Source organism: Paenibacillus montanisoli (assembly GCF_003268025.1).
In the GTDB taxonomy this organism is placed as follows: domain Bacteria; phylum Bacillota; class Bacilli; order Paenibacillales; family Paenibacillaceae; genus Paenibacillus_Z; species Paenibacillus_Z montanisoli.
In genome coordinates this window covers 751632-762999 of the sequence record NZ_QLUW01000001.1, presented here as the reverse complement: position 1 = coordinate 762999, position 11368 = coordinate 751632, and the positions used below count along the sequence as shown (strand labels likewise).

Annotated in this window: 11 protein-coding genes; 4 read left to right on the top strand and 7 right to left on the bottom strand. The window is 55.4% G+C overall.

The window, feature by feature from the left end; translation table 11 throughout:
- Positions 1-175: 175 nt before the first annotated feature.
- A complete protein-coding gene (locus DL346_RS28925) occupies positions 176-328 on the top strand; it encodes a DUF6254 family protein (RefSeq protein ID WP_165822353.1) in 153 nt (50 codons plus the stop codon).
- Positions 329-447: 119 nt separating this feature from the next.
- On the opposite strand, the gene DL346_RS03355 is transcribed toward DL346_RS28925, so the two are convergent.
- The gene (locus tag DL346_RS03355) at positions 448-1527 is read right to left on the bottom strand and encodes a Gfo/Idh/MocA family protein (RefSeq protein ID WP_112880652.1); all 1080 of its coding nucleotides are present in this window, start codon (positions 1525-1527) and stop codon (positions 448-450) included.
- Positions 1528-1701: 174 nt separating this feature from the next.
- Between DL346_RS03355 and DL346_RS03350 the strand changes: the two genes are divergently transcribed.
- Positions 1702-2577, top strand: a complete 876-nt coding sequence (locus tag DL346_RS03350; protein WP_112880651.1) for an AraC family transcriptional regulator — start codon at positions 1702-1704, stop codon at positions 2575-2577.
- Here the strand turns inward: DL346_RS03350 and DL346_RS03345 are convergent.
- Complete coding sequence (locus DL346_RS03345; protein WP_112880650.1) at positions 2574-3347, bottom strand: sugar phosphate isomerase/epimerase family protein; 774 nt, start codon at positions 3345-3347, stop codon at positions 2574-2576. The two genes, DL346_RS03350 and DL346_RS03345, sit on opposite strands and share 4 nt — an antisense overlap.
- A 211-nt stretch (positions 3348-3558) precedes the next feature.
- On the opposite strand from DL346_RS03345, the gene DL346_RS03340 reads away from it, so the two are divergent.
- Complete coding sequence (locus DL346_RS03340; protein ID WP_112881759.1) at positions 3559-4785, top strand: NAD(P)/FAD-dependent oxidoreductase; 1227 nt, start codon at positions 3559-3561, stop codon at positions 4783-4785.
- 29 nt (positions 4786-4814) lie between these two features.
- On the opposite strand, the gene DL346_RS03335 is transcribed toward DL346_RS03340, so the two are convergent.
- The 4 genes from DL346_RS03335 to DL346_RS03320 form a co-directional block, all read right to left on the bottom strand.
- Positions 4815-5534, bottom strand: a complete 720-nt coding sequence (locus DL346_RS03335) for a response regulator transcription factor (protein WP_112880649.1) — start codon at positions 5532-5534, stop codon at positions 4815-4817.
- 135 nt (positions 5535-5669) lie between these two features.
- Positions 5670-7454, bottom strand: coding sequence for a two-component system histidine kinase PnpS (gene pnpS, locus DL346_RS03330; RefSeq protein WP_112880648.1), 1785 nt, complete (start codon positions 7452-7454; stop codon positions 5670-5672).
- Between the two features lie 50 nt (positions 7455-7504).
- Positions 7505-8422 (bottom strand): bile acid:sodium symporter family protein, encoded by a 918-nt coding sequence (locus DL346_RS03325; RefSeq protein WP_112880647.1) that lies wholly within the window; start codon positions 8420-8422, stop codon positions 7505-7507.
- Between the two features lie 90 nt (positions 8423-8512).
- Positions 8513-10057 carry a fumarate hydratase gene (locus DL346_RS03320; protein ID WP_112880646.1) on the bottom strand — a complete coding sequence of 515 codons (1545 nt, stop codon included), beginning with the start codon at positions 10055-10057 and terminating at the stop codon, positions 8513-8515.
- A gap of 145 nt (positions 10058-10202) precedes the next feature.
- On the opposite strand from DL346_RS03320, the gene yfbR reads away from it, so the two are divergent.
- Positions 10203-10808: a 5'-deoxynucleotidase gene (yfbR, locus tag DL346_RS03315; protein ID WP_112880645.1), complete on the top strand. Its 606-nt coding sequence runs from the start codon at positions 10203-10205 to the stop codon at positions 10806-10808.
- Between the two features lie 23 nt (positions 10809-10831).
- Here yfbR and DL346_RS03310 read toward each other — a convergent pair whose 3' ends face one another.
- Positions 10832-11365 carry a YfiT family bacillithiol transferase gene (locus tag DL346_RS03310; protein ID WP_420849533.1) on the bottom strand — a complete coding sequence of 178 codons (534 nt, stop codon included), beginning with the start codon at positions 11363-11365 and terminating at the stop codon, positions 10832-10834.
- Positions 11366-11368 lie beyond the last annotated feature (3 nt).

Here is an 11368-nt window from a genome sequence, read left to right as displayed (position 1 = left end):
CACGCCTATGGCATTGCTAATGCTATGTGCAAGTCAGTTCTTGTTCTTCAGCGCTCCGCTGCTGGTCGTCGCAGCCAATAACGAAGCAATAAATGTTATAAGAATCGGTCGATTCGCGCAGGATAAACGAGTAACAAGCATTCCGAATCCACCTGCGTAAAGGAGCCATCCATCAATGACGTCTTCGAAGAACCGCCGCGAAAGCGCATGGAAGACCCGAAAGCAGAATCAGAAGCCGCATGGCGAGGTCAAGTCGTTGGCCGAGCTCTCTGACGAAGGTACCTCCGGCGTAGCCGGCTACACGAACGCCCGCACTAACGGCGACTAGTCCTGGCAGGAAAAGCCGTCGATACCGCTCTCCCGGCGGTAACGACGGCTTTCTGTATGGAGAGAAAGCAAAGAAGCCGGGAAATGGCTGAACCATCCCCGGCTTCTTTCATACATCTCTTAATCGAAGTAAATTGCCTTGCCCGTACGGGAAGACTCGTAGATCGCCTCAAGAATTTCGGAAACCACGAGCGCTTGCTCCGGTTTAACGAATGTCTCTTTGTCGTTGATAACGGCATCGATCCACATTTTTGCTTCAAGAACCTCTGCAGTTTCGCTCGCGCCTTCGTAGAAAGCAACGCCGCCGCTGTTCAGTTCTACTTTGTTTACGTACAGGCGGCTGTTGTGCTCGCCGTTGAAGCGAAGACCGTCTTTCATGTCCGCGCCCGCTTTCGTACCGCTGAGGGAAACTTTCGCCTCATCGACTTCAAGGGAGTTCAGAGCCCAGCTGGATTCGAGGATAACGGTTGCGCCGTTCTCCATCGTAATCATCGCGAATGCGGAATCCTCTACCGTGAATTTCGCAGGATCCCATGGACCCCAAGCGTTCGCAGCGTTCTCGTTTTGGGACAGCTTGTGATAAGCGCGGCCCAGAACAACCTTCGGCTTGTAGTTGTCCATCATCCACAATACAAGGTCAAGCGCGTGCGTACCGATATCGATAAGCGGACCGCCGCCTTGTTTTTCTTCGTCCAAGAATACGCCCCATGTCGGAACCGCACGGCGGCGGATTGCATGCGCTTTCGCAAAATAGATCTCGCCAAGCTCGCCAGCCGCGCAAGCCTCTCTCAGGTAACGGCTGTCAGCACGGTAACGGTTATTGTAGCCGATGCTGAGTTTTTTGCCTGTACGCTTGGAAACTTCAAGCATTTTGCGAGCGTCGGCAGCCGTTTTAGCCATTGGCTTCTCGCAAAGCACGTGCTTGCCGGCTTCCATCGCGTCGATGGAGATCACGGCGTGGGAATCGTTTGGCGTACATACGTGAATAACTTCGATTGTCGCGTCTTTCAGCAGTTCTTTATAGTCACTGTATACTTTCGCTTCTTCTGTGCCATATTTCGCTTTTGCTTCTTCAGCCTTCTCAACGATAATGTCGCAGAACGCTACGATTTCCGCTTCTTTGACTTGAGCCAAGCTTGGGAGATGTTTACCATTGGCGATACCGCCGCAGCCAATAATACCTACACGTACTTTTGACATTTTTAATTTCTACCTCCATGAGCGTTGAAATGATATAATTTAGTAGTATGCGTTTACTTTCATAGATTGATAGAGAGAAACACACTACGAACAGTATAGTCGAACGAGCTCGAAAAAATATAGGATCTATATAGGTCTGCTTTTATGTGATTTTGGCATCGAAGGGATGGTATCGTGGAATTTTATAATGAGAAGGTTGTGTACGAGAACCCGCTGTTGTCGATCAAAGTGTTCCAATCCCAGCGGAATAACGACCTGTTTATTAATTGGCATTACCATCGGGAAATTGAATTGCTGCTTGTCTTGACCGGCGAACTGGATGTCAATATCGAAGATGAATGCGTAAAACTAAGAACTGGCGACATCGCGCTCATCGGCGCAAGGCAGCTGCACCGCGACCGCAGCTTGAGCAGCCCGCTGAACTATATCGTCCTGCAGTTTGACCTGGAGCAGTTCATCGATCAGAGCTCCATGCCGTATATGCGATTTTTCTCCGAAACGAAAAAACCGCTCAGCCGCGCCAATTATATTTTTCAAGAGAACGAAGCTACCCGGGTCGAAGCCGCAGAATGCATCCGCAGCATTCTGCATGAAGTGACGGATAAGCAGAGCGGCTACGAGCTTGCCGTCAGCATGTATATCAAGAAGCTGCTGCTGCTGCTTATCCGCAACGATTCGAAGAAGGTGCTGGCCGATCGCGAGGATTTCGACCGGGCGAGGCTCAGAAGCGTAATCGACTATGTGGAAGCGCATTTAACCGACCGCATTCAGGTGGAAGAGGTATCGAAACTGGCGAATATGAGCTACTACTACTTCGTGAAGTTCTTCAAGAAGGCGATCGGCATGTCTTTCACCGAATACGTCAATTATAGGAAGATCAAGTGGGCTGAGCGTATTCTGCTTACGAAGGATCTAAGCGTCTCCGAGGTCGGTGACCGGATCGGCATGCCGAACATGGCGCATTTCTATAAAATGTTCAAGAAATATAACGATTGCTCGCCTAAGCAGTTCCAGAAGAAGATGCTGGAGTGGAACCGCGCCGAAGCTTAGCCCAGCTGCCTGAAGGCTTGCCGCATGAATGCAAAACCGGCCGGGATTTGAGCGCCCGGATCATCGGCGGTGCACTCTGCGGATATGCCCCCCTTGTAACCGGCTGCTTGAAGCTGTGCGGCAAATTCGGCATACGGGTACTGCCCGGTTCCCGGGGACAAGCGGCCGGTGTCCGCGATATGAATATGGGCGAGCCAATCCTTGTGGGCCGTCAGCGTATTCAACGCTTCTCCCTCTTCGTCCATATGATAGAAATCGGCTAGCACGCGGATCGTGCTATGGTTAATCTGCTTGGCAAACCGGACGGCTTCCGCAACGGAGCCTATCAGATTGGTTTCCTTCTTGTTCAGCGGCTCTATCGCAAGCGTCACGCCGCTGCCGGTAAATTCCTCCGAAATCCAGCTCAGCACGAGCAATAGCTGATCCTCCGCCCGATTCCATTCCCAGCCTTCGGGTATGGCGCGGGCTCTCCCGCTGCCAAGCACCGCTATCTTCGCTCCAATCCGATTCATCGTCTTCGCAGCCCGGTGCAAGTAACGCCGAATCCGCTCCGGGTCCGCGTCCGGACCGACAACCTTTAAGTCCCCCGGGAAAAATACATTAAACGCATATACCGGCAGCGGGCTTTCCAAATATGCCGGCAGCAGCTTCTGATGCTGTGTTTCGTTTTCCAGCTGCAGGGCGGACAGAGGACACTCGATGTAATCAAGCCCGTATGCATGAAGCTGCTGCGCGTCCTCGATCCCTCTGCACCAACCATAAGCAACCATCGTCGATCGACACCTCCATCTTGTTCTATGGCAATTCTACCATTTTATTCATGCAGAGAAAACGGAAGAAAAGCGTAGACTAATTCCTTAATACCAGCGGTCTAGCCAATTCGGCTCCAATATGCGAAAATCGAACAAACCTGACTGGCTCATAATGAGCCTTTACCATTCTGATTCAACATCTATGAAGCAAGGGAGCATGGAACAAACGATGACAAAGCACGGCATGGTTATTATCGGCGCGGGCGAGGCCGGCGCCAACGCGGCACTGGAGCTGCGCAATCAAGGCTACGAAGGCAGCATTACAATGATCGGCAAAGAGAGCCGGACACCTTACGAGCGCCCGCCTCTATCGAAGGGGGTTCTGCTGGAGGATGAGGAGCCGACTCCTATTCTGGATAGCAAGAAATTGGAGGAGCTGAACATTCAGCTGCTGTCGGGAAGCTCCGTCGAGCGTATCGACAGAGCCGCTCATCAAGTCCTGTTGACAGACGGCAGAGAGCTCTCCTACGATAAGCTGCTGCTCGCGACAGGCGCAAGCCCGCGCAAGCTAGTCATGGAAGGCTCGGATACGTCCGGCGCGCTTTATCTCCGCACGCACGCGGATGCGCTTGCGATTCGTGCGCATCTGGCGCCGGAAAAGCATATTGCCATTATCGGCGGCGGCTTTATCGGTCTCGAAGTAGCGTCCAGCGCCCGCGAGCGCGGCTGCGAAGTAACGCTGATCGAAGTGGGACCGCGCATTCTATCGCGCGGCGTTCCGGAGGAAATTGCCGAGGTTGTGGAAGCAAGGCACCGCGAGGCAGGCGTGACGTTCAAGATCGGCACGGCGATCAGCCGCATTACAAGCGATAACGGCACGCATCACATTGAATTGGCTGACGGCACGGCGATCCGCTGCGACGCTCTCATTATCGGCATCGGCGCGGTACCGGAAATTTCGCTCGCGGAAGGCTGCGGCCTGGAGATCGAGAACGGCATCCGCGTCGACGAGAAGCTCGCGACTAGCGACCCGGACATCTATGCGGCCGGCGACTGCTGCTCGTTCCCGCACGCGCTGTACGGCGGCAAGCGGATCCGCCTTGAATCGTGGCGCAACGCGCAAGATCAAGGCATTCATGCCGCGGGCAACATGCTGGGCGCGGACGAAGCTTACGTAGCCGTACCATGGTTCTGGTCCGACCAGTACGAGGAGTCGCTGCAGGTGGCCGGCCTCGTTGATTTCGGCAGCAGCGCGAAGATTAAGCGCGAAACCGGCAGCGGCGTGCACTTCTTCTTCCATCTCGCGGAAGACGGAACGATCGCGGCAGCCAGCGGTATCGGCAGCGGCATCGCGAAGGACATCCGGATCGCGGAGATGCTGATCGAGCGCCGCGCCGTGATCGATCCGGCCCGGCTCGCCAGCGCGGACGTTAAACTGAAATCGCTTTTGAAATAATAGGCGAAGGCGAAAAAAGCTCGGTCACCTTACTTAGGTGAACCGAGCTTTTTTGGCATAACCAGCTTATAGCCGACGCCGCGAATGGATTCGATTTCGACCGATTGCTGGCCGAGCTCCAGCTTCTTGCGCAGCGAGCTGACATGCACGTCTACCGTACGCTGCCCGCCGAAATAATCGAAGCCCCACACGACATTCATCAAGTCGTCGCGGGTCACCACTACGCCCGGACGCTGCACCAGATAGAGCAGCACCTCGAATTCCTTCGGGCGAAGCGGCACCGTTTCGCCGTTCAACACAACTTCATATCGGTCCGGATAGATCGAAAGATCGCCCGCGGTAATGACCTTGTCCGGCGCCTCGACCAGCTTGGCGTCGTCTTGGCTCGTTCTGCGAAGAACGGCCGATACGCGCGCAAGCAGCTCGGCGACGCCGAAAGGCTTCGTCATATAATCGTCTGCGCCTCGTTTAAGCCCTTGAACGACTTCTTCCTCCGCATTGCGCGCGGTCAGCACGATAACAGGCGTCCGGCTGCCATTCTGGCGCAAGCGTGACAAAATTTCGAAGCCGTTCATGCCTGGCAGCATGATATCAAGAATAATAAGATCAAATGCGCGCTGCAAAGCGACCTGCAAGCCCTCCGCACCATGATCGATGACCGTTGTGTCATAGCCTTCCTGCGTCAGGTTGTACGACAACAACCGGGCTAACGTCGGCTCATCTTCAATGACCAACACTTTCTGTGACATGTTGACCCCCTGCTTCCACACATGCCGTCATTGTGATTCGGACGGCATGGTAACTCATTCTACGTTCCTTCCCCATGATAGCATTGTTAGGCGGAAGGGGTAAACCCCATTTGCCCCCTCCCGTTTGTCATGCGACTATTGGAGGACGGGCAGCTCAATGGTAAACGTCGATCCGCTGCCAACGAGGCTGTCGACCGTAATCGTTCCTTTATGCAGCTCCACCAGGTGCTTTACGATGGACAGTCCGAGCCCCGTGCCGCCCGAGCTGCGGGATCTCGCTTTGTCGACGCGGTAGAACCGTTCAAAGATACGAGGCAAATCCTTTTTCGGGATGCCGATCCCCGTATCGGTAATATGAATGCGGACGGACTCATAATTCTCGCCGCCGACCGGCTCTACGACGATCGAAACCGAACCGCCTTCTGGCGTATAGTTTATGCCGTTTGAGAGCAAATTCATCACAATCTGGCGAAGACGGTCCTCATCCGCCTCAACGTAAATATCCGGCTCCACCTTCGCAGACAGCCGAATCTGTTTCTGCAATGCTTCCGCCCGCATCAGCTCGACCGTCTTTTGGACGAACGACGACAGCTCCACCGGAGAGAACTGCAGCGGTACGCGGCGCGACTCGATCTTCGACAATTCGAGGATGTCGCCGATCAGCCGGTTGAGCCGATCGCTCTCGTCAAAGATAATCTGCAGGAAAGAACGCGAGAGCTCGGGATCGTCCACCGCGCCGCCGAGCAGCGTTTCGGCAAAGCCCTTAACGGCGGTAATCGGCGTCTTCAGCTCATGCGAAACGTTGGCGACGAATTCGCTGCGCATCCGCTCCAATCTTCGGATCGCCGTCACATCCTCCAAGATCAACAGCACGCCGCCGAAGGAATTGTCGTCCTCGAAGATCGGAACCAAATTGAGATCAAGCAGCCGTTCCTCGGGATAATAGAAGGTCATCTCCTCGCGCAGGTGCTCCTTGCGTTCGAACGCTTCCTGAATGATGTGCGCCAGCTCGGACTGCTGCTTCGCCACCGTATAGCGGTGGCCGACCAGTTCGTGCGCGGAGAAGCCGAGCACCTCTTCTGCCCGCCGGTTCAGCAGCACAATGTTGCCTTCCGCATTGATCATGACCACGCCGCTGATCATATTGTCCAGCACGCTCGCCAGCTGTCTTTCATTCTGATGGATGCGCGTCATCTGCACATGCAGCGAATCCGCCATCGCGTTAATGGCAAGCCCCAGCTCGCCGATCTCGTCCGTGCGCTTTACCTGTACGCGGGCACGGTAATCGAGGCTCTTGATCCGTTTGGCGACGCGGGTAATCTGCTCAAGCGGCTGCGTTAAGCCAAATGCGATCCGGTAACTGATCAGCGCTGCGGCAATGAACAGAATAAGCAGCCCTACGATGAGCGCCAGCCAAATTCGCTTCACGCTTTCGTCAACCTTTTCCAAACTGAGCGCCATCCGGATAATATCCGACGACTCCGGATGGGCAGGATCCACCGCCATCGCGACGTAAAGCAAATTTTGCTTAAGCGTGTCGCTGTAGCGCGTAGTCCGTCCTATCCCGTCTTTCTTCGCTTCGACGACTTCCTGCCGCTTCGAATGGTTGTCCATCGTTTGCGGATCATGGTCCGAATCGCCAAGCACGACGCCGTCGCCGCGAATGAATGTAAGCCGCGTGTCCGTAATATCCTTAAGCCGCTTTGCTTTACCGGTGTAATACGCATAAAGATCTGCCGGCTCTCCCGTACGCCACTGCATTTGATCCAGAATGATGTTCATCTCGCGCACCATGTTGTCCTGCAGCGCTTCGAGATGGTTGTCGCGGTAAGTCTTTCCCATAAATAAACCTGCCGCCAAAACCGCGAGTCCGATCATGCCGATCAGAATCAACGTCAGCCGCATTCGAAAGCTGTTCATCTCGTCCTACCTCCATGCCGGTTTGCTCCATTACTCATCGTACCCTGTTCTCAGCCGCCCACGCTAGCGCTGCGTTTTTTAAGTTTTTGTAAAACGTAGTGGTGCAGCGTAGCCAGCGGCTGTTGAATGAGAATGGAAAGCACGACCGGGACAGCGGTGAGCGGGCTGAAGTAGCCCATCGCAAGCACGACGCCAAGGGAGATGTTACGCATGCCGGTTGCATAGGAAACCGTGATGAGCACCTCGCGATTGCGGTAATGCAGGGTGCCGAAGAAACCGGCGGCATAGCATAGGCCGACGATTGCCACCGCCGCCGGCACCACCTTCAACAAATCGCCGCGCAGCGCTTCCGCCTGAGGCGCGATCGCGGCGGCGTTCAGCATGACGACCGCCGTGAAGCATAGCTTGGACAGTGGCGCCGCGATGGGCTGAACGGCCCGCTGGATGCGGCCCTTGGACCACTCGTGCAGGGCGACGCCTACGATGGTCGGCGCTACGATGATGAGAAGCAAGTCGCCTATCATCGCGACCGTATCCGTCTCCACGTCGGTGCGGAAGAGCAAATGGATGCCCGTCGGCACGACGAACGGACTGAGCGCGGAATCGATGACGACCATCGCCATCATGAGCGGAACGCTGCCGGCCGACATGCCGACCCATAGCACCGTTGATACCCCAAGCGGAATAATCGTAAAAAGCACGAGTCCGATCACATAAGGCGAGTCCGCTCCGAACAGCAGACAGCCAAGCCCGTATGCGATAAGCGGAGACAGCACGTGCGCAAGCACGAAGGTCCACAGCATGACGCCCGGGCGGTTGATGACGGCGCGAAGCTGCTGCAGCCCGCAGCCGATCGCCATCGTCAGCGTGACGAAAGCGAAGAAATAAGGAACCGCATGGACAAACCGCTGCAAATGCGCAGAAAAAAAGAATCCCAGGACTAATGATCCGGGGATAATAAGAAACATCCATTGTTCATACCTTCGATTGAAGGCGAGTCCGAAGCTGCGCGTAACGCATCCCTCATTTTTTCTCTATTTCAAGGCTAGGTCGAAAAATTATTTAAATACCGGCTCCTTGAATTGGGCAAGCTTAGCAAAGGAATCTTTGTCCACGTCCGCGTGCAGGCTGTTGCCGTGGGAATCCATCGTCACGACGGCCGCGAAGCCTTCGGTTTGGAGATGCCACATCGCCTCCGGAATGCCGAATTCCATAAAGTCGACGCCGTTGACGTTCTTGAAGCACTCCGCGTAATACTGCGCAGCGCCGCCGATGGCGTTCAAGTAAACCGCTCCATGCTCTTGGAGAGCAGCCAGCGTCTTCGGTCCCATACCGCCTTTGCCGATGACGGCGCGGATGCCGAACTTCTTCATGATATCGCCTTGGTAAGGCTCCTCGCGTATGCTTGTTGTCGGGCCAGCCGCTTTAACCTGCCAGCCGTTCTCATCCTTCAGCATGACCGGTCCGCAGTGGTAAATCACGGAGCCGTTCAAATCGATCGGTGCGTCATGGTCCATCAGGTGATGGTGAATCGCATCGCGGCCTGTGTGCATTTCGCCGTTAATGATGACGATATCGCCCACCTTCAAGCTGCGCACGTCTTCTTCCGTAAGCGGCGTATTCAGCACAACCTCGCGGCGAGCCGCATTTTCCGTTACCGCCTCGGCCGCTTCATCGGCAGCCTTCGATTTCATCGGCGTATCGGAACCGTTCGGATAGATCCAGGATTTGATTTCGCCGGACTCTGCGTTCAGTAGCACGCCTTGACGGCGGTACGCCCAACAGTTATACGCGACGGATACGAAGAAGCTCGCAGGCAAACGGTTCATGACGCCGACTTTACAGCCGAGCAGCGTGACTTGTCCGCCGAAGCCCATCGTGCCGATGCCAAGCTTATTGGCATTCTCCATGACATAGTCCTCAAGCTGCGCAAGCTCCTGAATCTCATTCGTGTCGTCGGTATGACGGAACAGCTGCTGTTTTGCCAGCTCGTAGCCCGTCGTCCGGTCGCCGCCGATGCCCACGCCGATAAACCCGGCACTGCAGCCTTGACCTTGCGCTTGGTAAACCGCATGCATGATGCACTTGCGGATGCCGTCAAGATCGCGGCCTGCTTTGCCGAGGCCGGGAATTTCCATCGGCAGGCTGTACTGAACGTTCTTGTTCTCGCAGCCGCCGCCCTTCAGAATGAGACGAACATCGATTTCGTCCTTCTCCCACTGCTCAAAATGGATAACCGGCGTACCCGGTCCCAGATTGTCCCCTGTATTTGCCCCCGTAAGCGAGTCTACGGAGTTCGTGCGCAGCTTGCCGTCTTTCGTCGCGCGCGCAATGGCGCTGCGGATTTGCTGCTTCATGACGATTTGGTTGGCGCCGACCGGCGTGTGCACGATAAATGTCGGCATGCCTGTATCTTGGCAGATCGGAGAGACATTGCACTCCGCCATCTCAATGTTCGTTGCTATAGTTGATAGTGATAGGCCGGCGCGAGTAGCGCGGTCCTCCGCCTCCTGTGCCGCTTGAATGACTTTGCGGACATCGCCCGGCAGATTCGTCGAGGTTTCAACAATCAGGTTATAAACGCTTTGTTCAAAATGCTGCATGATGCCAAAATGGCTCCTTTCTCTGTTCGCATATCGTCTTTCCCTATATAATCTATATCATACCATATCCGTTCATGGCGGGCATACCGCTTTCGAGCCGCGGTACGCTCTCCTATTTCTAGCAGCAGAAGGAGTATTATGCCATATGGACAGTCCTTTTATCGCTTATATGTACCGGCTTCGCTATATTGAGAGATGGAGCCTCATGCGCAATACGACCCGCGAAAATGTCGCCGAGCATTCCTATCATGTCGCCCTGCTCGCCCATATGCTGTGCGAGATCGGCAACCAGCTGTTCGCCCGTTCGCTGAATGCCGACAAAGCCGTGACGATGGCGTTGTTCCACGACGCTACCGAGGTATTCACCGGCGATATACCGACGCCGGTTAAGCATCACAACCCGAAGATGCTCGCGAATTTCCGCGAGATCGAGGCGCTTGCCGCCGAGCGGCTGCTCGGCATGGTGCCGGAGCCGCTGCAGGCAGCATATGAGCCGCTTATCATCGGAGGCGGCACGCTAGATGCCGAACAGCAGGAGCTGCTCAAGATGGTGAAAGCTGCCGACCTGCTTGACGCCTACATGAAGTGCTTGTCCGAGCTATCGTCCGGCAACCGCGAATTTGCCGTAGCCAAGGGCCAAACCGAGCAGAAACTCGCAGACCTGCGCATGCCCGAGGTTGATTGGTTCCTTGCCTACATGGCGCCGAGCTTCAGCAAGACGCTCGATGAACTGTCGGAGAAAGAGGCATAACGCCCGGTTTCGAACTTTGACCGCTACCATCCCAGACGCTTCGCCAGCTCCGTAATATGCGCCAGGTGGTGTTTTCCGTGCCAGGCGTAGACGCCGAGGTTATAGTCCAGGCGGAAGGTTCGCTTGGACTCCGGATGGAAGAAAGTCCGGCAGTAATCCTTTTCAGACAGGCTTCCAAGCAGCCTCGACCACCGCTCATGCAGCGCTTCAATCAACGACAGAGACAACTCAATCGGCGCCGACTTCGTGTCCGCTAGCTCCGCCCAGCGGTCTTCGTAATAAGGCCTGATCGTCGGATTGTCCTCCGTCAGCGACAGCTTGAAACGGATGAAGCTGTTCATATGGCTGTCCGCGATATGATGCACCACTTGGCGCACCGTCCAGCCGCCATCGCGATAAGGCGTGTCCAGCTGCTCCTCGGACAGGCCGCTGACAGCGGACCGCAGCAATGCCGGCAGCGCGTTGATATCTTCGATCCATGCAGCCCGCTGGCCTTCCGAAATCTCGCCTTCCCACTCAAACTCGCCAATCGGAAATCTATGCTTATACAAGTCCATAGT

Coding starts and splice junctions, on each gene's coding strand:
- DL346_RS03325 (WP_112880647.1), bottom strand. CDS start 8,422: ATGTTTCTTATTATCCCCGGATCATTAGTCCTGGGATTCTTTTTTTCT.
- pnpS (WP_112880648.1), bottom strand. CDS start 7,454: ATGAACAGCTTTCGAATGCGGCTGACGTTGATTCTGATCGGCATGATC.
- DL346_RS03320 (WP_112880646.1), bottom strand. CDS start 10,057: ATGCAGCATTTTGAACAAAGCGTTTATAACCTGATTGTTGAAACCTCG.
- DL346_RS03340 (WP_112881759.1), top strand. CDS start 3,559: ATGACAAAGCACGGCATGGTTATTATCGGCGCGGGCGAGGCCGGCGCC.
- DL346_RS03335 (WP_112880649.1), bottom strand. CDS start 5,534: ATGTCACAGAAAGTGTTGGTCATTGAAGATGAGCCGACGTTAGCCCGG.
- DL346_RS28925 (WP_165822353.1), top strand. CDS start 176: ATGACGTCTTCGAAGAACCGCCGCGAAAGCGCATGGAAGACCCGAAAG.
- DL346_RS03310 (WP_420849533.1), bottom strand. CDS start 11,365: ATGGACTTGTATAAGCATAGATTTCCGATTGGCGAGTTTGAGTGGGAA.
- yfbR (WP_112880645.1), top strand. CDS start 10,203: ATGGACAGTCCTTTTATCGCTTATATGTACCGGCTTCGCTATATTGAG.
- DL346_RS03355 (WP_112880652.1), bottom strand. CDS start 1,527: ATGTCAAAAGTACGTGTAGGTATTATTGGCTGCGGCGGTATCGCCAAT.
- DL346_RS03345 (WP_112880650.1), bottom strand. CDS start 3,347: ATGGTTGCTTATGGTTGGTGCAGAGGGATCGAGGACGCGCAGCAGCTT.